The organism is Winslowiella arboricola (genome assembly GCF_025527015.1).
GTDB classification, from domain to species: domain Bacteria; phylum Pseudomonadota; class Gammaproteobacteria; order Enterobacterales; family Enterobacteriaceae; genus Erwinia; species Erwinia arboricola.
Window position 1 is genome coordinate 68,081 of the sequence record NZ_JAODIM010000042.1, and the last position, 22,652, is coordinate 90,732.

23 protein-coding genes are annotated in these 22,652 nt (G+C 54.1%); 11 read left to right on the plus strand and 12 right to left on the minus strand.

Annotated elements, in window-relative coordinates; genetic code table 11:
• Nucleotide 1 precedes the first annotated feature (1 nt).
• The 8 genes from N5923_RS14700 to N5923_RS14735 form a co-directional block, all read right to left on the minus strand.
• Entirely contained in the window at nt 2-1,027 is a 1,026-nt protein-coding gene (locus tag N5923_RS14700; protein WP_267142516.1) for a microcin C ABC transporter permease, read from the minus strand.
• On the minus strand, nt 1,024-2,118 hold the full coding sequence (locus N5923_RS14705) for a microcin C ABC transporter permease YejB (protein WP_267142517.1): 1,095 nt from the start codon (nt 2,116-2,118) through the stop codon (nt 1,024-1,026). Before N5923_RS14705 ends, N5923_RS14700 begins: the two co-directional genes overlap by 4 nt.
• A gap of 9 nt (nt 2,119-2,127) precedes the next feature.
• The gene (locus N5923_RS14710; protein WP_267142572.1) at nt 2,128-3,942 is read right to left on the minus strand and encodes an extracellular solute-binding protein; all 1,815 of its coding nucleotides are present in this window, start codon (nt 3,940-3,942) and stop codon (nt 2,128-2,130) included.
• Between the two features lie 125 nt (nt 3,943-4,067).
• Nucleotides 4,068-5,633: a cyclic di-GMP phosphodiesterase gene (locus N5923_RS14715; protein WP_267142518.1), complete on the minus strand. Its 1,566-nt coding sequence runs from the start codon at nt 5,631-5,633 to the stop codon at nt 4,068-4,070.
• Between the two features lie 267 nt (nt 5,634-5,900).
• Complete coding sequence (gene mepS, locus N5923_RS14720; RefSeq protein ID WP_267142519.1) at nt 5,901-6,473, minus strand: bifunctional murein DD-endopeptidase/murein LD-carboxypeptidase; 573 nt, start codon at nt 6,471-6,473, stop codon at nt 5,901-5,903.
• A 512-nt stretch (nt 6,474-6,985) separates the two neighbouring features.
• Nucleotides 6,986-7,693 (minus strand): phosphatase PAP2 family protein, encoded by a 708-nt coding sequence (locus N5923_RS14725; RefSeq protein WP_267142520.1) that lies wholly within the window; start codon nt 7,691-7,693, stop codon nt 6,986-6,988.
• A 37-nt stretch (nt 7,694-7,730) separates the two neighbouring features.
• Nucleotides 7,731-8,714: a CobW family GTP-binding protein gene (locus tag N5923_RS14730; RefSeq protein ID WP_267142521.1), complete on the minus strand. Its 984-nt coding sequence runs from the start codon at nt 8,712-8,714 to the stop codon at nt 7,731-7,733.
• Between the two features lie 48 nt (nt 8,715-8,762).
• Nucleotides 8,763-8,939: a hypothetical protein gene (locus N5923_RS14735; RefSeq protein ID WP_267142522.1), complete on the minus strand. Its 177-nt coding sequence runs from the start codon at nt 8,937-8,939 to the stop codon at nt 8,763-8,765.
• A gap of 94 nt (nt 8,940-9,033) precedes the next feature.
• Here N5923_RS14735 and N5923_RS14740 point away from each other — a divergent pair, with 94 nt between their 5' ends.
• Complete coding sequence (locus tag N5923_RS14740; protein ID WP_267142523.1) at nt 9,034-9,162, plus strand: hypothetical protein; 129 nt, start codon at nt 9,034-9,036, stop codon at nt 9,160-9,162.
• Nucleotides 9,163-9,239: 77 nt separating this feature from the next.
• Here the strand turns inward: N5923_RS14740 and yeiP are convergent, their stop codons facing one another.
• The gene (gene yeiP, locus N5923_RS14745) at nt 9,240-9,812 is read right to left on the minus strand and encodes an elongation factor P-like protein YeiP (RefSeq protein WP_267142524.1); all 573 of its coding nucleotides are present in this window, start codon (nt 9,810-9,812) and stop codon (nt 9,240-9,242) included.
• Between the two features lie 153 nt (nt 9,813-9,965).
• On the opposite strand from yeiP, the gene N5923_RS14750 reads away from it, so the two are divergent.
• Nucleotides 9,966-10,220, plus strand: a complete 255-nt coding sequence (locus N5923_RS14750) for a YkgJ family cysteine cluster protein (RefSeq protein WP_267142525.1) — start codon at nt 9,966-9,968, stop codon at nt 10,218-10,220.
• Between the two features lie 7 nt (nt 10,221-10,227).
• Here the strand turns inward: N5923_RS14750 and N5923_RS14755 are convergent, their stop codons facing one another.
• Nucleotides 10,228-11,406 carry a sugar efflux transporter gene (locus tag N5923_RS14755; protein WP_267142526.1) on the minus strand — a complete coding sequence of 393 codons (1,179 nt, stop codon included), beginning with the start codon at nt 11,404-11,406 and terminating at the stop codon, nt 10,228-10,230.
• A 410-nt stretch (nt 11,407-11,816) separates the two neighbouring features.
• On the opposite strand from N5923_RS14755, the gene fruB reads away from it, so the two are divergent.
• The 6 genes from fruB to N5923_RS14785 all read left to right on the plus strand — a co-directional run bounded on the left by fruB (nt 11,817) and on the right by N5923_RS14785 (nt 17,475).
• Nucleotides 11,817-12,950, plus strand: coding sequence for a fused PTS fructose transporter subunit IIA/HPr protein (fruB, locus tag N5923_RS14760; RefSeq protein ID WP_267142527.1), 1,134 nt, complete (start codon nt 11,817-11,819; stop codon nt 12,948-12,950).
• Nucleotides 12,947-13,885 (plus strand): 1-phosphofructokinase, encoded by a 939-nt coding sequence (gene fruK / locus N5923_RS14765; protein ID WP_267142528.1) that lies wholly within the window; start codon nt 12,947-12,949, stop codon nt 13,883-13,885. Before fruB ends, fruK begins: the two co-directional genes overlap by 4 nt.
• A 17-nt stretch (nt 13,886-13,902) precedes the next feature.
• Complete coding sequence (gene fruA, locus N5923_RS14770; RefSeq protein ID WP_267142529.1) at nt 13,903-15,606, plus strand: PTS fructose transporter subunit IIBC; 1,704 nt, start codon at nt 13,903-13,905, stop codon at nt 15,604-15,606.
• 230 nt (nt 15,607-15,836) lie between these two features.
• A complete protein-coding gene (locus N5923_RS14775; RefSeq protein WP_267142530.1) occupies nt 15,837-16,139 on the plus strand; it encodes a polymorphic toxin type 44 domain-containing protein in 303 nt (100 codons plus the stop codon).
• Nucleotides 16,140-16,176: 37 nt separating this feature from the next.
• Nucleotides 16,177-16,554 carry a hypothetical protein gene (locus tag N5923_RS14780; RefSeq protein WP_267142573.1) on the plus strand — a complete coding sequence of 126 codons (378 nt, stop codon included), beginning with the start codon at nt 16,177-16,179 and terminating at the stop codon, nt 16,552-16,554.
• Nucleotides 16,555-16,569: 15 nt separating this feature from the next.
• Complete coding sequence (locus N5923_RS14785) at nt 16,570-17,475, plus strand: alpha/beta hydrolase (protein WP_407704466.1); 906 nt, start codon at nt 16,570-16,572, stop codon at nt 17,473-17,475.
• 126 nt (nt 17,476-17,601) lie between these two features.
• Here the strand turns inward: N5923_RS14785 and nfo are convergent, their stop codons facing one another.
• Together nfo and N5923_RS14795 are read right to left on the minus strand one after the other, a co-directional pair.
• Nucleotides 17,602-18,444 (minus strand): deoxyribonuclease IV, encoded by an 843-nt coding sequence (gene nfo, locus N5923_RS14790; RefSeq protein ID WP_267142531.1) that lies wholly within the window; start codon nt 18,442-18,444, stop codon nt 17,602-17,604.
• Between the two features lie 58 nt (nt 18,445-18,502).
• Nucleotides 18,503-19,552: a YeiH family putative sulfate export transporter gene (locus tag N5923_RS14795; RefSeq protein WP_267142532.1), complete on the minus strand. Its 1,050-nt coding sequence runs from the start codon at nt 19,550-19,552 to the stop codon at nt 18,503-18,505.
• A 145-nt stretch (nt 19,553-19,697) separates the two neighbouring features.
• Here N5923_RS14795 and N5923_RS14800 point away from each other — a divergent pair, with 145 nt between their 5' ends.
• The 3 genes from N5923_RS14800 (at nt 19,698) to N5923_RS14810 (ending at nt 22,548) form a co-directional block, all read left to right on the plus strand.
• The gene (locus tag N5923_RS14800) at nt 19,698-20,018 is read left to right on the plus strand and encodes a YkvA family protein (protein WP_267145242.1); all 321 of its coding nucleotides are present in this window, start codon (nt 19,698-19,700) and stop codon (nt 20,016-20,018) included.
• A gap of 9 nt (nt 20,019-20,027) precedes the next feature.
• Entirely contained in the window at nt 20,028-20,894 is an 867-nt protein-coding gene (gene yieE, locus N5923_RS14805) for a DNA-binding transcriptional regulator YeiE (RefSeq protein WP_267142534.1), read from the plus strand.
• 187 nt (nt 20,895-21,081) lie between these two features.
• Complete coding sequence (locus tag N5923_RS14810) at nt 21,082-22,548, plus strand: amino acid permease (RefSeq protein WP_267142535.1); 1,467 nt, start codon at nt 21,082-21,084, stop codon at nt 22,546-22,548.
• The last annotated feature ends 104 nt before the right edge of the window (nt 22,549-22,652 follow it).

Consider the following 22,652-nt stretch of genomic DNA (forward strand, 5'->3'; position numbering starts at 1 on the left):
ATCAATGCACCTTGCTGGGATCGAAGGCGTCACGCACGGCTTCGCCAATAAAAATCAGCAGCGACAGTAAAATCGCCAGCGAGAAGAATCCGGCCAGCCCCAGCCACGGCGCCTGCAGGTTATTTTTGCCCTGCAACAGCAGCTCGCCCAGTGAAGGCGAACCCAGCGGCAGACCGAAACCAAGGAAGTCCAGCGAGGTCAGGGTGGTGATGGAGCCACAAAGAATAAACGGCAGGAAGGTCAGCGTCGCCACCATCGCATTCGGCAGCATATGGCGCAGCATAATGCGGCTGTCGCTGACGCCCATTGCCTGAGCGGCGCGGATATAATCAAAGTTTCTTGCGCGCAGAAACTCGGCGCGCACCACGCCCACCAGGCTCATCCAGCCAAAGATTACGGTGATCGCCAGCAGCCACCAGAAACCGGGCTGAACCACACTGGAGAGCAGAATAATCAGAAACAGCGTCGGCATACCCGACCAGATTTCGATAAAGCGCTGACCGATCAGATCGACTTTGCCGCCGAAATAGCCTTGAGCGGCACCGACGCCGACGCCAATCACGCTGGAGACGATGGTCAGCATCAGACCAAACAGCAGCGAGATACGCGTGCCGTAAAGAATGCGCGCCAGCACGTCGCCGCCATTGGCATCGGTGCCGAGCCAGTTTTTAGCCGATGGCGGTGACGGGAAAGGGTCACTGCTGGCGAAGTTAATGGTACTGTCGGCAAAGCGAATCGGCGCCCACAGGGTCCAGCCCTGGTTATCCAGGCGCTGCCGCAGCCACGGATCCTGATAGTCGGCACTGGTGGCCAGCGGGCCGCCGAAATCGGTTTCGGTATAGTCAAACAGCACCGGCGCGTACCAGCGATCCTTATAATGCACCACCAGCGGTTTATCATTCGCCAGCAGCTCGGCAAACAGGCAGAGCACAAACAGCGCGGCAAAGATCCACAGTGACCAGTAACCACGGCGGTTATGACGGAAACGGCCCCAGCGGGCCTGATTAATCGGACTCAGGCGGCTCATTGGCGTCCCTCAAAATCAATGCGCGGGTCAACCAGCGTATAGGTAATATCACTGACGATATTCAGCAGCAGGCCAATCAGGGTGAAAATATACAGCGTGCCAAACATCACCGGATAGTCGCGCTGAATGGTGCTTTCATAACCCAGCAGGCCAAGGCCGTTCAGCGAGAACATCACTTCAATCAGCAGCGAGCCGGTAAAAAACATACTGATAAAGGTGGCCGGAAATCCGGCAATCACCAGCAGCATCGCGTTACGGAACACATGGCGATAGAGAATCTTTTTCTCATCCAGCCCCTTGGCGCGCGCGGTTACCACATACTGTTTGCGGATCTCATCCATAAAGGCGTTTTTGGTCAGCATGGTCAGCGTGGCAAAACCGCCAATCACCGTCGCCAGTACCGGCAGGGTGATATGCCAGAGATAGTCAGTGATCTTGCTGTACCAGGGCAGGGCGTCAAACTGCGGCGAAGTTAATCCACGCAGCGGGAACCAGTCGAGATAACTGCCGCCGGCAAACAGTACAATCAGCATCACCCCGAACAGGAACGAGGGAATGGCGTAGCCGACGATGATCATGGTGCTGCTCCAGATGTCGAAGGCGCTGCCGTTATGCACTGCCTTGCGGATCCCGAGCGGAATCGACACCAGATAGATGATCAGCGTACTCCACAGACCGAGGGTAATGGAGACCGGCAGACTCTCTTTAATCAGCTGAATCACCGAGGCGCTGCGGAACAGGCTGTCGCCGAAATCAAAGCGCGCATAATCCCACAGCATTTTAAAATAGCGCTCATGCAGCGGTTTATCGAAGCCGTAGCGTTTGGTGATTTCGGCAATCACTTCAGGATCCAGCCCGCGCGCGCCGCGATACTGGCTGTCACCAGGATTATTGTTATTTAATGCGTTGCGTCCGCTGCTGACGCCGGTATCGCCACCGGGCAGGCCGGAGCTGCGCTCAAACTGGACACTGGCAATCGCCTGATCCACCGGACCACCAGGTGCAATCTGCACGATAAAAAAGTTAATGGTGATAATCGCCCACAGGGTAGGGATGATCAGCAAAAGTCGACGAATAAGATAAGCGCCCAAATCTACTCCTTAGCGGCGTTGGGCCGGCAACTGTGCGGCTTTGTTAACATCGTACCACCAGGTGTCAGTGCCAAGGGCATAGGTTGGCGCAATGGCCGGCATGGAGAATTTATTCCAGTACGCGTAGCGATCGTCAGCGTTATACCACATCGGAATCATATAGTAGTTCCACAGCAGCAGCCGATCGAGGGCGCGGCCAAGCGGCAGCAGTGCGGCTTTATCACCCTGATGTTGCAATATTTTCTCAATCAGGCTATCCACCTGCGGACTTTTCACCCGTGGCCGGTTCCAGCTGGATTCAATATATTGTGAAGCCCAGATAATACGCAGCGACGGATCCGGTGATGGCTGGGCGTAATATTGCGACGGGATCATATCGTAATCCCCCTCGCGCATACGCCGCAGATACTGCGAGCTGTCCACCTGGCGAATTTCCAGCGTAATTCCCAGCCGTTGCAGATTATGCTGGAACGGCAGCACCCACTGAATGCTACTGCTGCTGCTACTGTTCAGCAGCAGCTCAAAGCGGAAGGGTTTGCCGCTGGTGGTATTGACCAGCTGTTTGTTTTTCAGCTCCCAGCCCGCCTGTTTCAGCAGCTCCAGCGCTTTCAGCAGATTTTTACGATCGTAACCGCTGCCATCCGATACCGGCGGCTGATAGCGCGAGGTAAAGACCTCATCGGGAATCTGGCCTTTTAGCGGCGCCAGAATTTCCAGCTGCCTGGCGTCCGGGTAGCCGCTGGCGGCATAGTCGGTATTCTGGAAATAGCTGTCGGTGCGTTTATAAGCGTTGTAGAACAGTGCCTTGTTCATCCACTGGAAATCAAAGGCCAGACTAAGCGCTTCACGTACTTTGCGGTCACTGAACAGCGCTTTTTCGGTATTAAACGCCAGCCACTGGGTATCGGTGGCCACCGTATTAGGTCTGGCGTCTTTGACAATCTGATTATTTTCGAAATTCTTGCCGCGATACTGAGTGGCCCATTTTTTTGCTGATCCTTCGGTGCGGAAATCAAAAGCACCGGCTTTAAACGCCTCAAAGGCGACATTATCGTCAAGATAGTAGTCGTAGCGTAGCGTATCGATATTGTGCCGTCCGCGGTTGACCGGCAGATTGGCCGCCCAATAATCTTTTACCCGTGAATAGGTAATGTACTGACCGACTTTATAGCCACTGACACGGTAAGCGCTGCTGCCAAGTGGCGGATAGCCGAGCGGCTCATTAAATTTGCGGCTCTGCCAGAATTTCTGCGACAGTACCGGCAGAGAGAACAGGCCGAGAATCTGGTCTTTATCCGGCTTGGGTAGCTCAATACGTACCGTCAGCGGCGCAATGGTTTTAACCGTAACGCCTTTATAGGCGACACGGAATTGCGGCACGCCTTCAGTCATAAATTTAGTAAAGGTAAAGGCGACATCGCTGGCAGTAATCGGTGAGCCGTCCTGGAAACGGGCGTTGGGATTAATGGTCACTTCCATCCAGCTAAAATCATCAGGATAGCGCGCCGATTCAGCGATCAGAGGATAGTAACTGCCAATCTCATCATCGGAAGTGGTAAACAGCGAGTCATATAAGCCATCGGTGGCGATACCCGGATAACCACGGGAAGCATAACGGTTAAAGTTGTCATAGGTGCCCACCACCGTCAGCGTCATCTTTCCGCCTTTTGGCGCGGCAGGATTAACGTAATCGTAATGGGTGAAATGGGTGGCGTACTTTGGTTCGCCCAGCTTCGAGAACGCATAGCTCTCGTTGATTTTTTCTGCCTGTGCTGATAAGCCGACAGCACTGAGCAGCATAAGTGTAACCAGGCGCAATAGCATCGTGTTGGTTGGCTCCCACAGCGAAAAAGTAAAACAGTTTTCATTCAGCGTAGCAGTATTCACCGCCAGGCTCTGTTTCTGGCTGGTTTTTGCCAGAGTATTATGTCATTACACGGCGATCGGGATCATGCGGGCTGACGCGTCTGAAACCACGCAATCAGCTGCGAAACATTCATTGGCCGGGCAAAGAAGTAGCCCTGCATATGACTTACTCCACGGTTGACCAGCCATACTGCCTGCTCTTCGGTTTCCACCCCTTCGGCGACGGTGCTGAGATTCAATTTCTTCGCCAGATTCAGCACTGCGTCCAGTACCGGTGAGGTCACGGTTTCCATACCAATGCTCTGCACAAATCCGCGATCGATTTTAAGATAATCGAATTTAAATTTCTCCAGGTAAATCAGCGCGCTGTGTCCGGTGCCAAAATCATCAATGGCGATTTTATAGCCCTGATCGTGGAGCCAGTCGAATACTTCGCTGGTATTGCCACCGGATACCATGGTGCGCTCAGTAATCTCAAAGATATAACCGAAATGTTTTTCCGGCATTGCCCGGATCCAGCTGTTAACGTCATCGCGGAAACTGTCAGACGACAGATGCAGCGGTGACAGATTAACCCCCATTTTGGTGCCCACCGGGATCACCTGCCGGATTTTATGTGCATCGCGCGCCACCAGTTCAAATAAATGACGTGTCAGGGGAATAATTAAATTCTGTCCTTCGGCATAGCTGATAAACAGATCGGGCGGAATATTACCGGCGACGGGATGCACCCAGCGCAGCAGCGCCTCCAGGCCATAGGCCTTACCGCTGGCCGCTTCCACCAGCGGCTGATACTCGACATGAAACTCACCGCGCTTGATCGCCTGCATAATCTCTTTTCCCGGACGCACCTGAAGCGTCAGGATCAAAAAACAGCCTGAGGTAACCAGCACTGCCAGCAACAGTGCGGTAAGCAGAATAATATGAATGTCGCGCTGCGGCAGATTATTGCCATACAGGTAGAAGCTGAGAGGATAACCGGGAACATTGGTCATACGCAGCGGGCTGGCGGGCAGCTGGCTGGTGTGGATCATCGCCTCGCTCCAGGTGGTGACCGCATTTTCTTTATTGGCTAAAGCCATGCCGCTGATTTCCAGCTGGCGCGATGCCAGCAGCAGATAAGGCGTCATATTCAGGTTCAGGGTGGTAAGAACGCCGCTGCGGTCAGAGCCGGGCTGCTTCACCCACATCACAATCGCCGGTTGCTTTGGCAGCATCGGTGTCCCGGCGATCATCGTCAGGTCGAAATCTTTATTCAAATCACTCTGTGCGGAGATAGCACTGACCGGCAGGCTGAAGGCGCCGGTGGCGGAGGAGCAATAGGCGATGCCGTTACGCACCAGCAGAATGGCACGGACTTCATTAATAAATGCTGCGCGTGAAGTGAGTTGGTTATTAACCTGTGAACACTCTGACATCGTCAGGGTGCGCAGCGGATCCAGCGACGTTCGCAGATTGCCAAAACCCTTGAGAATAAAATTCTGCGTATATAACAGCAGCTGGTCATTGCCCCTGGCGCGTTTATGCCAGGCGATGCTCATAGTGATGGCAGTAAAAAACAAAAAAAAGATCAAACCAACCGCCACGCTGACCCACGCAATTTTGCGCGCATTGGTCAGCGGGTGTTTAACCAGTGTTGATAGTGGCATTGCGTTTTATCTCCCGCTTTAGCCTGTTTTTTTGTTGGAATTATGCACTGCCATTTTCCGGGAATAAGTACAGCAGGATATAACGTCGTCGGGGGTCCTGTCTCGATATTATTATGATAAGCAATACTATTTTTGTCGCGACGGCTGGCTGATTGTCCTGAAGCATCTCAAATCGTCAGCGCGTAGTCAGGCATATTTCAGGCATAAAAAAACGCTGCCGGAGCAGCGTTTTTCCTATTCTCATTTCGCAGACTTCAGGGATAAGAATCAGCTTTGTGTACGACTCAGTACGCGTCTTGCTTCACGGTAACGATTTTTCCAGTATGAATCATTCAAATTGGAAATCATTACGCCGCTGCTGGTCGAGGCATGAACAAAGTTGTCATTACCGAGGTAAATGCCAACATGTCGTCCTGTCGAACCGGCGCGGAACAGCACAAGATCACCGGGGCGTAACTTACTGCGCTGAATACTTTTACCACTGTCCTGCTGCTCTGAGGTTGAGCGCGGCAGATCCAGACCAAATTGTTCACGGAAGGTCACCTGAACAAAAGCGGAGCAGTCGATACCACGTTTGTTGGTGCCGCCAAGACGATAACGAACGCCTTTCCAGTCAGCATATTGATCCATGATACGTGATTTAATATCCACGCTCTGAACCATCTGTTCGAATTCATCCTGAGACGCTTGAAGTAAAAAACCATTCTGGCTTTTAACTGCATGGGTCTCAGTTTGTGCGTTGTGACCGTTACTGGTAGTACATGCCGAAAGCAGTGTCGCGAGTGCGACAGCGGGTATGGCCCGCAGAATATATCTCAGGATAGGTTGAGACTTGACCATTATGTTTGTTATCCCTTGGGGTCCTTAACGACAGAGGTCGTTAGCAAAGTTGCGAAACGAAAATGAGATTAATTAGTGCAGGCGCGTGAGACAATTCCTAAATCATTAAAATGTGTTAACGAGCACATTTTAATTGTAAAAAAGGAAAAAAATCACCGTTTTTGCCTAATCCGAATTGAGATTACCCGATTAAAAGCCCCGTGGCGAGGGGTTTTAGCGTCTTTCTTATAGGTTTTTTTGATGAGAAACAATTGGGTAACACTTAGGTTAAATTATCAACAATTAGCAGTCGATAATCGCTGGATTAAGGGCAATTTAAGCGGCTATTTCCGGGGATAGGAGAAGAAATAAGCGTAATCCCAATAGACAGGGGGGCAGGAAAGGCATTTTCCCGCCCCGTTTATCATCATATTTTCTTTTCACAGAGAAATACTTAGTGTGCTAATTATCAATCCGTCGCCATTCCGCGTGGTAATCAATTAATACAATTTGGCTTAATTACGGAATAGCGTTTAACGCAGCGGTTTATATTTTCCCGGTAATGTTCGATGCAGCCAGTTGACTAAATAATCACTGGCTGGCGTCAGTAGCCACCAGCTCAGGCCCACCATAACCACCGACAGCGAACCGACGGCAATATCGGTAAACCAGTGTGCCCCGGCCATTACGCGCGGCAGGCCGAATACCACAAAGATCAGCGCGGCGGTAAGAAACGCGCCCTTACCAAAATAGCGCAACATAAAGCAGGCGAAGATCATCAGCATCATACCGTGATCGCCGGGGAAGCTGTCACGCGAAGCATCTTTGGCCGGAATGCCGGTCAGCTCGGCGACGCGATGCACATTGTCAAAGAACAGAGTAGGGCTGGCGTGTTTCACCGGCAGCAAATGGCCAAGCTGGTTCAGAACCACGGCCGTAATCAGCATGGTAACGCCAATAGTGATCAGGCGGCGGCGCCCTTCTGCTGTTTCGCGCAGCCAGAATTTCATATAGAGCGACCCCATTGCCAGCAGGGAGACGGCATCAAAACCACGGAAGTTGGTAATCGCAATCAGCCACAGCAGCGGTTTGCTGTTCACCATATGATCGTTAAACCAGAAAAAGATCGATTTATCGATCGGAAACCAAAAGCCATGGTTAGCCGGAAGGTACCAGGATAAAAACAGGGCGATGCCGGCAATATTTAAGGCAAGGATGATCGCTAAGCGCTTTGCATTCATAGGGGGGAATCTGTCGGGTTAAAAATAACAGCGTAGCCTAAGCCACGCTCTCTAAACGAAGCTTCAACAGATCAGCTTGCAAATCATTCCATTGCGTATCATTTTCATTAATAAGTTCAATACGGCTGTCCGGCGGGGCAGACGAACGGGTTTCGATCTGCAGATCCTCGCCCTGGCGATTAATACTAAGCAGCCCTTCGGCAATGCGCAGCACGCCTTTGACCCGGCTCACCGGCGCCAGCCGTGCCCACTCCAGCACACCAATGGTGTCAAAAACCGTATCGGCATCGAAGATCCAGCCGCAGGCATAGTAGCCCTGGCCCTGATTCAGCGCGCGGCGCCAGCGGACGTTACTGTCAAGGCGCAGGGCGGCCAGCCCCGATTTCGCATTGCTGTGCGTATGGTGACGGGCATCCGGCAGCTCGCGCAGGTTAAGGCGTGGCATGTCCAGCAAGGCAGCATCGATATTGCCAAACTCAGCTTCCAGGCACTGGCGTTCAGCCAGATGCTGTTGTTGCCAGGCGCTCAGCGCCTGACGATCGCTCTGCTGCCAGCGATCCTGTTTATTGGCAATAATAATATCCGCCACTGCCAGCTGATCGCGGAAGTTCTCATTGTCGGTGATTTTGCTGTTGCTAAGCTGGCGCGGATCCAGCAGCGCCAGCGTGGCATTCAGCGTCAGCCAGGGCTGATACACCGCATCGCTTAACATGGCGATAATCTGCTTTGGATGGCCAAGACCCGTGGGCTCTATCAGCAGTCGATCGGGTTTCGCCTGCTTTAATAACATATTCAGCCCCACCTGCATTGGCAGTCCATTAACGCAACACATGCAGCCGCCGGGGATCTCTTTTAATACTGCGCCACGATCTTTCAGCAGAGCGCCATCAATGCCAATTTCACCAAATTCATTGACCAGAATCGCCCATTTTTCATTTTCAGGCTTCTGCGCCAGCAGGTGAAGCAAGGTAGTGGTTTTTCCGCTGCCCAGAAAGCCAGTAATCAGATTGACCTTTGTCACAGGTTTTTCCTCCATCAGGGTATTCAGGTGCTGAAATTAAAGTTCAGGCTATTGCTGGCCGATTTTAATCATCAGGACAATAAAACAGCTACCTTTAACCTGTAGTTGGTCAATAAGTGAGGTTGATATGAACTGCATTACATCAGCTGTTTTGATAATGCTTTTTACCTCATGGACGAGCAGCGTCATCGCCGGGAGTGGTACAGCATCAGCCAGCTCAGGCATTATTCGTTTTTCTGGCAGTATCGTTGACGGCGGCTGTGTTATCAGCTCCGGTGTTAAGGACAGGCTGAACACAACCTGTTATCAGAACGGCAGGGTGGCTACCAGCACCACCATGCTTAATGTTATGCAGCAACAAAAACTGCCATTAAGTCAGGGCACCAGCCAGTTTGCGTGGATTAATCGCACTAAATTGCTGGGGATGCTTACGGTGAATTACTACTGATAACCGCTGCTACGAATTGTTATAACATAACATTGCCGGCGATGCACACCCTCATCGCCGGATAGAGAGCAGAGCGATTATTCGCTGCGTCCCATATAACGACGTTCAGCAATATGAATGCGGATCTTATCGCCACTACTGAGATATTCAGGCACCTGAATCACTAAGCCGGTAGCCATTTTAGCGGGTTTACTGCGCGCACTGGCGGACGCCCCTTTAATGCCCGGTGTGGTTTCGACAATTTCCATATCTACCGTTTGTGGCAGCTCCAGCGCCAGAATCTGGCCATCCATGGTTAATACCTGAATACCCGGCATTCCCCCTTCAGGAATAAACAGCAGCTCTTCAGCAATCTGTTCCTGCTTAAAGTTATAAGGGGTGTAATCTTCGTCATCCATAAACACATACTCGTCACCATCAATATACGAGAAGGTGACCTGGCGACGGCTCAGGGCGATGGTGTCGATAATATCGTCACCTTTAAAACGCTCTTCCACCTTCAGCCCAGTGCGGATATCCGTAAAACGCATTTTGTATAAGGTAGAGGCGCCACGGGCGCTGGGGCTTTGCACATCAATATCTTTTACCAGCAGTAATTTGCCGTTGTAGCTCACGGCCATGCCGCGCTTGATTTCGTTTGCTCTTGCCATGGTAGGTTCTCAATAAGCCTGTGCGGAATTAATCGCGACAAGTTACTCGCGGCGCGACCTTCAGGCAAGATCTGCAGCTTGAATTATTTTGAGTATAGCTTTCACCTTTCGCCACTGCTATTGTCGCGCTTTACGTTGCTCCTGAGCGTGCTGATGCAGTGTCGTCCTGATTGTGGTGCCTGTTGCACGGCCCCCTCGATCTCTTCCCCGATTCCCGGTATGCCGCACGGCAAACCGGCGAATACGCCATGCGTACAGCTTGACGACCGGCAGCGCTGCAAAATTTTCGGCTCGCCATTGCGGCCAAAAGTCTGTGCGGGATTACAACCGGAAGCGGAAATGTGTGGCGACAGTCGTCAGCAGGCGATGACCTGGCTGTTACAGCTGGAAGCGGATACCTCCAGCTAAGCGAGCGTCAGGCGTTTTTAATCCGCCACATGCAGTAAAGGGTGCCGACGTTCATCAGCAACGCGCAGTAAAACACCGCATGGTAGCTCCAGAATTCCGCCACCAGCCCGGCCAGCGATCCGGCGAGGATCCAGCCGACGCGAGTAGAGTTGCTGAACAGCGTTGTCGCCGCGCCCGCCTGGCCTGGCATCAGATCCTGAAAATAGATCATGCCAATACCGGCCAGAATGCCGATAAATATGGCGTTCAGCCCCTGAATCAGCAGTAATGGCATGGCGCTGTGAATAAGCAGCACCCCGCTGTAAAACAGCAGCCCGCAGACGGCAGCGCAGCGCATCAACGCGCGTTTGCTGAAGCGCCGGGCGTAATAGCCAGCAATCAGCATCACCGGGATTTCCAGTCCGGCCGCCAGCCCCATTAATTGCCCCGCCAGTTTCTCCGGCAGATGCAGCTCATGCACCACATACAGCGGCATATTGATCAGCCAGATATTATTACAGGCCCACATCATGGTGCAGCCAATAAACAGCAACAGCGTATCGCGACGGTTGCGTGTCGGCGCCTGCAAAGTGGCAGTGGTTTTCACCGCGGTTTTGCGCATTGAGGGCAACAGATAGCGGACGATCACCGCGCAACAGACAAACGCCACCGCCGCACAGGCGTACATCACCTGAAAACCAAACCCCAGTGCCAGCGCAAAGGCAATCGGCGGGCCAATCACCCATGCCAGCGAAACCTGGGTACGCATAATAGTGCTGAACATCACCGCTTCACGGCCAGTTTTATCGGCATGTTCACGCGCCAGCGCGAACATCTGCGGGTTGGCGGTCGAGCCAAAACTGGAGAGCAGTACACCGACCAGCAGTAAGACGACGTAATTACGATTCCAGGCAAACAAAATGCAGCCGAGAGCGCCCAGCAGGCAGCACTGAAAGATCAGCGTTTTGCGATCGCCCTGGCGGTCGGAACGCGCCGCCAGCAGCTGGCTCACCACAATGCCAATCACCGCACTGCCGGTAAAAAACAGTCCCACCATAAATGGACGCGCATGCACTTCCGTCGAGAGAAACAGACTAAGCGTTGGCGTTTGCAGCGCCCCGGCGATGCCGGAGAGAAACGCGACCAGCAGAAAGGCAGCTGAACGCAGGTCGGGCAGGCGGCGAAGAGTGGCACCAGATGTTTGCATATATGAGAGTTAACCGGCAGAGAGGGACGGGGAATTCTACGCCGCTACGCTGTTTTTTAAAAACCTGTTTTAAAAATAGAGGGGAGGGGATATTCCTCTTCCGCATTTTTTGCACCATTGCCACTGGAAAGCTGAAGTTGCTGACCGCGTTGGGTTAAAAAGTGCTCTAAGTCAAATTCGCTTCAGCAACGTTATCGGCACCTGCGGCATTTCTCTGAAAAAGTTAAGTGAAATGTGCGTGACGTCAAAAATCTGCTACACCGTTTGCGGTAAATCTTGCCAGTACTGCAGTGACTGTACCAAACTCATTGAAACGTTTCAGCGTTGTCTCAACCGGTTGCCCGTCAGGAGATCACGCTTTTTTTCTCATAATAGCTGAAACGATTCAATTTCGGCAGGAGAGGAGAACTATGTTCCAGCTAGATCTGAAAGCCATTCATACCGGCGCCAGCGCCACGAATAAAGAAGACGCCATCCGTCAGGTTGCCGCCGCGCTGGCTGCTGCCGGCAACGTCAGCGAAGCCTATGTTGACGGCATGCTGACGCGCGAAACCCAGACTTCAACCTATCTTGGTAACGGTATCGCCATTCCGCATGGCACCACCGATACCCGCGATTTAGTGCTGGAAACCGGGGTGCAGGTATTCCAGTTCCCGCAGGGTATTGCCTGGGGAGAAGACCAAACCGCGTATGTCGCCATCGGTATTGCCGCACGCTCCGATGAGCACCTGGCGCTGTTGCGTCAGCTGACTCACGTGCTGAGCGATGACAGCGTCGCTGAACAGCTGAAAACCACCACGTCCGCTGAAGAGTTGCGCAGCATCCTGATGGGCGAAAAACAGGCTGCGGAATTTAAATTCGATAACAGCCTGATCGCGCTTGATGTCGCGGCAGGCGATTTGATGACGCTGCAGGCGCTGAACGCCGGTCGTCTGCAACAGGCGGGCGCGGTGGACGCCAGCTTTGTCAGCAGTGTGATCTCCGCTCAGCCGCTGAATCTGGGACAGGGTATCTGGCTGAGCGACAGCACTGTCGGTAACCTGGTCAGCGCCGTGGCCGTCAGTCGCGCCGCTAACGCTTTTGATGTGGCGGGTGAAAAAGCTGCGCTGCTGATTACCGTTGCCGTCACCGACGAGCAGCCGCTGAAGGTGCTGAACTATTTAAGCGATCTGCTGATCAATCAGAAAGCCGAACGTCTGCTGAACGCCGATGCCGCCGGTGTACTGGCGCTGTTAACCAGCGAAGTCGACGAGCAGGCTGATGTGCTGACTGCAGAATTTACTATCCGCAACGAACATGGTTTGCATGCGCGTCCGGGCACCGCGCTGGTCAGCATCATCAAGCAATTTAACAGTGATATCACCGTAACCAACCTTGATGGCAGCGGTAAACCGGCTAATGGTCGCAGCCTGATGAAAGTGGTGGCGCTGGGCGTGAAAAAAGGTCATCGCCTGCGCTTTACCGCCAGCGGTGAAGATGCGCAACAGGCACTGAACGCGATTGAAGCAGCCATCGCCGCCGGTCTGGGCGAGGGGGCAGCATGAGCAGACGCGTCGCGACTATTACCCTGAATCCGGCTTATGACCTGGTAGGTTATACCGATGAGATCGAACGCGGTGAAGTTAACCTGGTGAAAACCACCGGTCTGCATGCGGCAGGCAAGGGGATTAACGTAGCGAAAGTGCTGAAAGATTTGGGCATTGACGTCACCGTCGGCGGCTTCCTCGGCAAAGATAACCAGGATGGCTTCCAGCAGCTGTTCAGTGAGTTAGGTATTGCTAACCGCTTTCAGGTGGTGCCTGGCCGTACCCGCATCAACGTCAAACTGACCGAGAAAGGCGGCGATGTGACTGACCTGAACTTCTCTGGTTTTGACGTCAGTGCACAAGACTGGGAGCGCTTTAGCGCCGATTCATTAAGCTGGCTCGGCCAGTTTGATATGGTCTGCGTCAGCGGGAGTTTACCGGCTGGCGTGGCGCCTGAAGCTTTTACCGAATGGATGACGACCCTGCGCACCCTGTGCCCGTGCATTATTTTCGACAGCAGCCGTGAAGCGCTGGTGGCGGGACTGAAAGCGGCGCCATGGCTGGTGAAACCTAACCGTCGTGAGCTGGAGATCTGGGCCGGCCGCAAACTGCCGACGCTGCAGGATGTGATTGAAGCTGCCCATGCACTGCGCGAGCAGGGCATTGCGCATGTGGTGATTTCACTCGGTGCCGAAGGCGCGCTGTGGGTGAATGCCTCCGGCGAGTGGATTGCTAAACCGCCAGCCTGTGAAGTGGTCAGTACCGTCGGTGCTGGCGATTCGATGGTAGGTGGCCTGATTTATGGCCTGCTGATGCGTGAGTCCAGCGAGCATACGCTGCGCCTGGCAACTGCCGTTGCGGCGATGGCCGTCAGTCAAAGTAATGTTGGTGTTACCGATCGTACCCAGTTGGCCGCAATGATGGCGCGCGTCGACCTGAAACCCTTTCACTAACAGCAGGAGAAGGCAAAATGAAAACGCTGCTGATAATCGATACCTCGCTGGGTCTGGCAACCAGCTACCTGGCAAAAAATTTACTCACCGCGGCTGCGGCAAAAACTGGCCTGACGCTGACGGATAATCCGGCAGACGCAGAGCTGGTGGCGGTTGCGGGTAAAACTGTACCTGCTGACGGCGCGCTCAACGGCAAAGCGGTCTATCTCGGCGATATCGAACAGGCGCTGCGTCAGCCGGAAGCGTTCCTCGCTAACGCGCAAGCGCAGGCTAAACCGTACCAGGCGCCGGCAGCTGTTGCTGTGGCGCCAGTAGCGACTCACTCAGAGGCTGGCCCGAAACGTATTGTGGCGATTACCGCCTGTCCTACCGGTGTGGCGCACACCTTTATGGCAGCGGAAGCGATCCAGACCGAAGCAACCAAACGTGGCTGGTGGGTAAAAGTGGAAACCCGCGGCTCCGTCGGCGCTGGTAATGCGATTACCGCTGAAGAAGTGGCGGCGGCCGATCTGGTGATTGTGGCGGCGGATATCGAAGTGGATCTGGCGAAATTTGCTGGCAAACCGATGTATCGCACTTCAACCGGCCTGGCGCTGAAGAAAACAGCGCAGGAGCTGGATAAAGCAGTGGCTGAAGCCAAACCGTATCAGCCGAAGGGCGGCAACCAGGCTTCGCAGGGCGAGCAGAAGCAGGAAAGCGCAGGTGCTTACCGTCATCTGCTCACCGGTGTCTCTTATATGTTACCGATGGTGGTAGCGGGCGGTCTGTGTATCGCGCTCTCCTTTGCGTTCGGTATTACTGCCTTTAAAGAGCCGGGAACGCTGGCCGCTGCGCTGATGCAAATCGGCGGTGGCAGCGCCTTTGCCTTAATGGTGCCGGTGCTGGCGGGTTATATCGCGTTCTCGATTGCCGACCGTCCGGGTCTGACCCCGGGTCTGATTGGCGGGATGCTGGCTACCAGCATTAATGCCGGTTTCCTCGGCGGTATTATTGCTGGTTTTATTGCCGGTTACGCCGCCAGACTGATTAGCGGCAAGGTTAAACTGCCGCAAAGTATGGAAGCGCTGAAGCCAATTCTGATTATCCCGCTGTTTGCCAGCCTGATCACCGGCTTACTGATGATCTATGTGGTAGGCAAACCTGTTGCAGGCATTATGAGCGGCCTGACCAGCTGGCTGGCGAATATGGGCACAGCGAATGCGGTACTGCTGGGCGCAATCCTCGGTGGCATGATGTGTACCGATATGGGCGGTCCGGTGAACAAAGTGGCCTATGCCTTTGGGGTTGGTCTGCTCAGTTCGCAAACCTATGCGCCGATGGCGGCGATTATGGCGGCCGGTATGGTGCCACCGCTGGCAATGGGTCTGGCAACGCTGGTTGCGCGTCGTAAGTTTAATAAAGGACAGCAGGAAGGCGGCAAAGCTGCGCTGGTGCTTGGTCTGTGCTTTATCTCTGAAGGTGCGATTCCGTTTGCGGCGCGTGATCCGATGCGCGTACTGCCATGCTGTATCGTTGGCGGCGCAGTGACCGGCGCGATCTCGATGGCGGTTGGCGCGAAACTGATGGCGCCACACGGCGGTCTGTTTGTGCTGTTGATCCCTGGCGCTATCACCCCGGTGGTGGGTTATCTGCTGGCGATTATTGCCGGTACGCTGCTGGCGGGTCTGGGTTATGCGATCCTGAAACGTCCGGAAGCGGAAGCTGAGCTGGCGAAAGCCTGATTAGCGTCACCCTGATGATAAAAAGGCGCGGGCTTCCGCGCCTTTTTTTATGTTTCTGATGTACGCCAGCATGTAATGCCACACGACTTTTTGATAGGGTTAATTCGGCTTTTTTATTCTGTCAGGAGGACTCAATATTATGGCTGTTATTCCGCTAATGCCCCCGGGGGGGCTTCTCTCTCTTAGCAACGAATCTTCAGGAAGCCCGCCACCGTGGGATGCCGCGCAACATGGCCTCTCCGCCAGTTTACTACTGGTTTTATCAGAAAGTCCGTAATAAGGGGCCGTGGGATTACAAACAGCAAGGAGCAAGCTACCAGAATTTCGGCGATTTTAACTATGGTGCAACGGGCGTTGTTGCAGGAATACCCGAAGACGTATTGTTACGGGGGGCGGGTTGGGCGCAAAGCAGGGCGGGCACCACTGATCCCCGGTGGGGGCACTGGTACAGAGACATTCCATACGGGGATGATCCGCGCGATCAGTATTGGATTCAACAGGGAATAGATTATGTCAATCAGCACAGCTATTAAATGGGCACACAGGGCGCTAACGATCGTCTTGTTACTTATGGTAATAGTGGGCGGCTTAGTATGGTATTCCGGGAATGCTCCTCGCGATGACCGCTTAGTCAGTCAGAAACAGTTATCAGAAAGTGTCTGGCTGTACGTTACCCAATATCAGGATGCCGCTGCCACTGACTCTGACGTTTATCGTTACTATCTGAATAAACATCTCAGCGATCCGATGAAGGTGCTGCAGAAAAGCGGCCCGTTTCTTCAGGCAGATAGCGGTGATGCCACCGTTACGGCTATTGGCGACCACGTGCTGGTAAAGCTGACGGGTAAGGTGTACTCCTTTTCTAACTCGGCTTTTTACTATGATGCCAGAACGCCGGTAATGCCCCGTATCGATCTGAATGCGACTGCTTCAAATCCCTGGAAATAGGACGGTACAGGCTAAATGATCAATCGTCGTGATTTTCTCTGCGGTGTCGCCGCCAGCGTGGTTGCTTTACGCAGCGGACACGTCAGCGCGGTTAATTATCAGCAAACTACGCTGCCGTTATGGCCGCGGATGGCTCCCGGCGGCGGCGGACCGTCCGGTAGCGCTATCCTTTCCGCAAAGGGGGCGCTGAGCAATATCGCGGTGCCTGCACTGACCGTACTGACGCCCGAAGATCCCAACGGTCATGCGGTGCTGATCGCAGCTGGCGGAGGCTATAAGCGCATCCAGATGGCGAGCGAGGCGTGGCCAGCCGCGCAATGGCTGGCGGCACGTGGTTATACCGCTTATATTCTCAGTTATCGGCTGCCGCATGAAGGCTGGGTGGATGGCAACATGGTGTCATTACAGGATGCGCAGCGGGCATTGCGGATTATCCGGCAGCGCGAACAGCACCTTAGCGTGCTGGGTTTTTCCGCCGGTGGCCATCTGCTGGGGCTGGCGATAACGCGTACCGGTTTTGCCTCTTATGCTCCACAGGACAAGCTGGACAGCCTGCCTGCGTATGCCGATCGTGCGGCTTTGATTTACCCGATTATTACGTTGGAAAAACCTTACAGCCACAGCTCCACGCATCGCCTGCTGGTGGGGCCGCATGCTTCTGCAGCGGATAATGCCGCCTGGTCGGTGCAAAATTATGTTAACGCGCATACGCCGCCGCTGTTTCTGGTGCAGGCGCTGGACGATCCGATTTCAAATCCGGATAACACGCTGATCATGTCCGCCGCCTGCCGGAAGGCCGCAGTGCCGGTTGAGATGTATCGCTATGCCGATGGCGGGCATGGCTTTGGCATGGGCAGGGCAGGGACCGCGACGATGCAGTGGCCATCGCATTATAAGACGTGGTTAGAGAGAACCCGGTAGCACAGTGAAAAGCCTGATACGGCCGGCGAGAACGCCGTCCCTGCTGTGGGATATTTGAAACTTGTAGGGGAGCCGTTTTCGGCTCCCGCTCAGATAGCAGGCACGGTTAACATCCCGGCACCCTGACTATTTTTGCTCTGACTTCAGCCAGGCAATTTCATCTTTCCAGATATCCGGATTAACGGTTTCGAGGATCATCGGAATACCGTCGAAGCGGCTATCTTTCATCAGCCAGCTGAATACTGTTTTACCGATATTGCCTTCACCAAGGCTGTGATGGCGGTCGACGCGGCTGTTAAATTCACTTTTCGCATCATTCAGGTGCATACCACGCAGATACTGGAAACCGACCACGCGCTCAAACTCGGCAAAGGTTTTTACGCACTCTTCTTCGCTACGCAGATCATAGCCGCCGGCAAAAGCATGGCAGGTATCGATACAGACGCCGACGCGTGATTTATCTTCCACACCGGCAATAATCGCCGCCAGATGCTCAAAACGGAAACCAAGGTTACTGCCCTGACCGGCAGTATTTTCAATCACCGCGGTCACACCCTGGGTTTTATCCAGCACGATGTTAATCGACTCGGCAATACGTTGCAGGCACTCGGCCTCCTCAATCTGATGCAGATGACTGCCGGGATGGAAATTCAGCAGTGACAGGCCCAGCTGCTCGCAGCGTTGCATCTCATCGAGGAAGGCTTCGCGCGATTTTTCCAGCGCTTCTTCTACCGGATGGCCAAGATTAATCAGATAGCTGTCGTGCGGCAGAATCTGCTGTGAGCTGTAGTTATATTTCTCACAGGCGGCGCGAAAAGCGGAAATCACTTCAGCACTCAGCGGGGACGCGCGCCACTGGCGCTGATTTTTGGTGAACAGCGCGAAGGCTGTGGCTTCAAGTTCGTGCGCGCGAATGACTGCCTGGTCTACGCCGCCTGCTGCGCTGACGTGGGCGCCGATATATTTCATGCCGTTCTCCTGTAGATGGCTTTGCGATGCCGTAAGCCCTCCATGATAACCGAAGCGACTAGCCCATCAAGTGCTGAACCAGCAGATTGATCGCACCGCCACCGACAATCAGCCAGATAAACAGCAGCAGTGCCATCAGTAACGGTTTTACTCCTGCGCGCTTCAGGGCGCTGATATGGGTGGTTAAACCCAGCGCCGCCATCGCCATTGCCAGCAGCAAATTGTCCAGCTGGTTAATATTCTGCAACAGCGATGGCGGCAGCAGATGCAGCGAGTTAAACAGTGCCACGCCAATAAACAGCAGGGCAAACCACGGAAAACTGATCGCGCCGCGCGCGATGTTGCCGCCGCGACGCATCAGCGCGCCAAGAAACAACAGAAAAGGCGCCAGCATCATCACGCGCAGCATTTTGGCAATCACTGCGGCATTTTCGGCTTCCGGGCTGATGGCGTGACCCGCAGCCACGACCTGTGCCACTTCGTGCAGAGTTGAACCAGTATAAATACCGTATGCGGTTGGCGTTACTGCGGGAAACCATGCCAGCACCAGCGGATACAGCAGCGGATAGATAAAGATCGCCAGGGTGCCAAAAATCACCACCGTGGCAATCGCCACCGCCACTTTGGCGGAATCGGCTTTGATCACCGGTTCGGTTGCCAGAATTGCCGCTGCGCCGCAGATGCTGCTGCCAGCGCCAATCAGCCAGCGGGTCTGGCGATCAAGGCCAAATACCCGGCGACCGAGCCAGCACGCCAGCGCAAAGGTGGAGCAGAGCGTTATCACATCGATCACTACGCCGCTCAGGCCGACATCAGCGATCTGTTGCACGGTAAGACGAAAGCCGTACAGCACGATACCCAGCCTTAACAGACGCTGTTTTGCCAGCAGAATGCCGGGATCGCACACCGGTTGCAGACGCGGCCAGACGGTATTGCCAACCAGCATCCCGACCACAATCGCCAGCGTCAGCGCACCCAGACCTAGCGCGGCGATTGCTGGCTGATTGCCCAGCCAGATGGCCGTACCGGCAATAGCCGCTGCCAGCAGTAAGCCTGGCAGATGCCTGCCGGGTGCGCGATGAGTTGCCGGGAGAGTAAGTTCAGCCATGGTTAACCTCCGATTTCATTACGGCTAGTGTGGGGTTAACTGGCTTAAAAGAGAAATTGATTATATATTTATAATTAACCGGAATAGGTGATAAGGCGGCCGCAGGATGTTCAGACGTATCGCGAAGTTCAGAAACAACTTGATCATGATGTGGTATGCCTGCCGCAATCCCCGCACGCCGCTGTATATTAAAGGCCTGATGGGCGCGATTGTGGTGTATCTGATCAGTCCGCTGGATCTGATCCCTGATGTTATCCCGCTGGTCGGCTGGCTGGACGATGCCATCGTGGTGCCGCTGGGTATGGCGATGTTGCTGAAGCTGCTGCCGGAAGAGGTGCGTAGCGATGCGAGGCGACGTCAGGCTACGCCCGCTAATAAAAGAAAAGGGCTGACCACCACGCTGCTGGTTATGCTGGTACTTTGGCTGCTGCTGCTGGGGTATGCCATATTTCACTGGATGTCGTAAGGAATCACGATGCATATCACGTTGCGTCAGGTTGAAGTATTTACCGAAGTGCTGAAGAGTGGATCAACCACCCAGGCTTCGCAGGTTCTGGCGCTGTCGCAGTCGGCAGTCAGCGCCGCGCTGGCGGATCTCGAAGGGCAGTTAGGCGTTCAGCTTTTCGATCGCGTGGGTAAGCGGCTGGTGGTTAATGAGCATGGCCGCCTGCTCTATCCGCGTGCGGTGGGTCTGCTGGAACAGGCGGGAGAGATTGAACAGCTGTTCCGCGAAGATAATGGCGCCATCCGTATCTACGCCAGCAGTACTATCGGCAACTATCTGCTACCGGGGATGATCGCTGGTTATCGCCGTGATTTTCCGCATTTGCCGCTGGAACTCAGTGTCGGCAACAGTCAGGACGTTATTAATGCGGTGGCGGATTTTCGCGTCGATGTCGGGCTGATTGAAGGGCCTTGCCATATGACCGAGCTGATTAGCGAGCCGTGGCTGCAGGATGAGCTGGTCGTGTTTGCCGCGCCCGATGCGCCGATTCTGCAACAGCCGGTGACGCTGGAAACCCTGTCGGCGATGCAGTGGATCCTGCGCGAGCATGGCTCCGGTACCCGCGAAATTGTCGATTATCTGCTGCTGTCGCATCTGCCACGTTTTGAGCTGGCGATGGAGCTGGGCAATTCCGAGGCGATTAAACATGCGGTACGCCATGGGATGGGCATCAGCTGTTTATCGCGCCGGGTGATTGCCGATCAGCTGGCGGCTGGCTCGCTGGTCGAGGTGAAGATCCCGCTGCCGACGCTGTCACGCACGCTCTACCGTATCCGGCACCGGCAGAAACATATGTCAAAAGCGCTGCTGCGTTTCCTGAGTTATTGTGTGGAATAACGGATGCGGGCGGCGATAATTGCAGGCGGCGATAACGTCGCCCTTACAGGTTGATAACATCTTGCTCTGAATTTTTAATGATCCGCGCCGGATTATGAAGCTAACTTATAACCTCGCGGTATCGCTATACCTGAGGGGGGGATTTGCTACAATCGCGCCTCATTTTTACCCAGGACAGCGTTTCTTCATGATTCAGGACACAAAAACAACACAACAGCCTGCGTTAAAACGCGCGTTAAAAGCCCGTCACCTGACGATGATCGCCATCGGCGGATCGATCGGTACCGGCCTGTTTGTCGCCTCCGGCGCCACGATTTCCCAGGCGGGGCCGGGTGGGGCGCTGCTCTCTTATATGCTGATCGGGCTGATGGTCTATTTCCTGATGACCAGCCTCGGCGAACTGGCCGCCTTTATGCCGGTTTCCGGTTCCTTCTCGACCTATGGTTCCAAATACGTGGAAGAGGGCTTTGGTTTCGCGCTGGGCTGGAACTACTGGTACAACTGGGCGGTCACCATTGCGGTCGATCTGGTGGCGTCACAACTGGTAATGAATTACTGGTTCCCGGATACGCCGGGCTGGATCTGGAGTGCATTGTTCCTTGGTCTGATGTTCCTGCTGAACTACATCTCAGTCAAAGGCTTCGGTGAAGCGGAATACTGGTTCTCGCTGATAAAAGTGGTGACCGTCATCATCTTTATTGTGGTTGGCGTGCTGATGATCAGCGGTATTATGCGCGGCGCGGAAAGCGCGGGCTGGCATAACTGGCAGGTGGGTGAAGCGCCATTCGCGGGTGGCTTTGCCGCGATGATTGGCGTGGCGATGATTGTCGGCTTCTCTTTCCAGGGCACCGAGCTGATTGGTATCGCCGCTGGCGAATCGGAAGAGCCGGCGAAAAATATCCCGCGTGCGGTGCGTCAGGTGTTCTGGCGTATTCTGCTGTTCTATGTGTTTGCGATTCTGATTATCAGCCTGATTATTCCTTACACCGACCCGAGCCTGCTGCGCAACGATGTAAAAGATATCAGCGTCAGTCCGTTTACCCTGGTATTTGAGCACGCTGGTCTGCTGTCAGCGGCGGCAGTAATGAATGCGGTGATCCTGACGGCGGTGCTCTCGGCCGGTAACTCCGGCATGTATGCTTCCACCCGTATGCTGTATACCCTGGCGTCAGAAGGCAAAGCGCCGCGTATCTTCGCCAAATTGTCCAAAGGCGGCGTACCGCGCAACGCGCTGTATGCCACCACGGTGGTGGCGATGTTGTGCTTCTTTACCTCGATGTTTGGCAACCAGGAAGTCTATCTGTGGCTGCTGAATACCTCGGGGATGACCGGCTTTATCGCCTGGCTGGGGATTGCCATCAGCCATTACCGTTTCCGTCGTGGTTATGTCAAGCAGGGGCATAATATTGCCGATCTGCCATACCGTTCCGGTTTCTTCCCGCTCGGGCCGATCTTTGCTTTTGTGCTCTGCTTAATCATCACCCTGGGTCAGAACTATCAGGCATTTCTCGCCGACCGTATTGACTGGTATGGCGTAGCGGCGACCTATATTGGTATTCCACTGTTCCTGATTATCTGGTTTGGTTACAAGCTGAGCCGCGGCAGTCACTTTGTTAAATACAGTGAAATGGAATTCCCGACCTTTAAAGACTGAATGTTGCGGTGAATGCAATTAAGGCGCGGTTTCCGCGCCTTTTTTAGGTGTGCTAATTATATTGATAACCATTATCATTTTCGTTATCGTGACAGCCGTTACTT

What these genes read in the sequence shown, in the direction of transcription:
- N5923_RS14810 (WP_267142535.1), top strand. Translation starts at nt 21,082, where the DNA reads ATGATTCAGGACACAAAAACAACACAACAGCCTGCGTTAAAACGCGCG.
- N5923_RS14800 (WP_267145242.1), top strand. Translation starts at nt 19,698, where the DNA reads ATGATGTGGTATGCCTGCCGCAATCCCCGCACGCCGCTGTATATTAAA.
- yieE (WP_267142534.1), top strand. Translation starts at nt 20,028, where the DNA reads ATGCATATCACGTTGCGTCAGGTTGAAGTATTTACCGAAGTGCTGAAG.
- fruB (WP_267142527.1), top strand. Translation starts at nt 11,817, where the DNA reads ATGTTCCAGCTAGATCTGAAAGCCATTCATACCGGCGCCAGCGCCACG.
- N5923_RS14795 (WP_267142532.1), bottom strand. Translation starts at nt 19,552, where the DNA reads ATGGCTGAACTTACTCTCCCGGCAACTCATCGCGCACCCGGCAGGCAT.
- yeiP (WP_267142524.1), bottom strand. Translation starts at nt 9,812, where the DNA reads ATGGCAAGAGCAAACGAAATCAAGCGCGGCATGGCCGTGAGCTACAAC.
- N5923_RS14735 (WP_267142522.1), bottom strand. Translation starts at nt 8,939, where the DNA reads ATGCCTGAGCTGGCTGATGCTGTACCACTCCCGGCGATGACGCTGCTC.
- N5923_RS14775 (WP_267142530.1), top strand. Translation starts at nt 15,837, where the DNA reads ATGGCCTCTCCGCCAGTTTACTACTGGTTTTATCAGAAAGTCCGTAAT.
- N5923_RS14785 (WP_407704466.1), top strand. Translation starts at nt 16,570, where the DNA reads ATGATCAATCGTCGTGATTTTCTCTGCGGTGTCGCCGCCAGCGTGGTT.
- fruA (WP_267142529.1), top strand. Translation starts at nt 13,903, where the DNA reads ATGAAAACGCTGCTGATAATCGATACCTCGCTGGGTCTGGCAACCAGC.
- N5923_RS14780 (WP_267142573.1), top strand. Translation starts at nt 16,177, where the DNA reads ATGGTAATAGTGGGCGGCTTAGTATGGTATTCCGGGAATGCTCCTCGC.
- N5923_RS14750 (WP_267142525.1), top strand. Translation starts at nt 9,966, where the DNA reads ATGCAGTGTCGTCCTGATTGTGGTGCCTGTTGCACGGCCCCCTCGATC.
- N5923_RS14755 (WP_267142526.1), bottom strand. Translation starts at nt 11,406, where the DNA reads ATGCAAACATCTGGTGCCACTCTTCGCCGCCTGCCCGACCTGCGTTCA.
- fruK (WP_267142528.1), top strand. Translation starts at nt 12,947, where the DNA reads ATGAGCAGACGCGTCGCGACTATTACCCTGAATCCGGCTTATGACCTG.
- N5923_RS14700 (WP_267142516.1), bottom strand. Translation starts at nt 1,027, where the DNA reads ATGAGCCGCCTGAGTCCGATTAATCAGGCCCGCTGGGGCCGTTTCCGT.
- N5923_RS14715 (WP_267142518.1), bottom strand. Translation starts at nt 5,633, where the DNA reads ATGCCACTATCAACACTGGTTAAACACCCGCTGACCAATGCGCGCAAA.
- N5923_RS14710 (WP_267142572.1), bottom strand. Translation starts at nt 3,942, where the DNA reads ATGCTATTGCGCCTGGTTACACTTATGCTGCTCAGTGCTGTCGGCTTA.
- N5923_RS14725 (WP_267142520.1), bottom strand. Translation starts at nt 7,693, where the DNA reads ATGAATGCAAAGCGCTTAGCGATCATCCTTGCCTTAAATATTGCCGGC.
- mepS (WP_267142519.1), bottom strand. Translation starts at nt 6,473, where the DNA reads ATGGTCAAGTCTCAACCTATCCTGAGATATATTCTGCGGGCCATACCC.
- nfo (WP_267142531.1), bottom strand. Translation starts at nt 18,444, where the DNA reads ATGAAATATATCGGCGCCCACGTCAGCGCAGCAGGCGGCGTAGACCAG.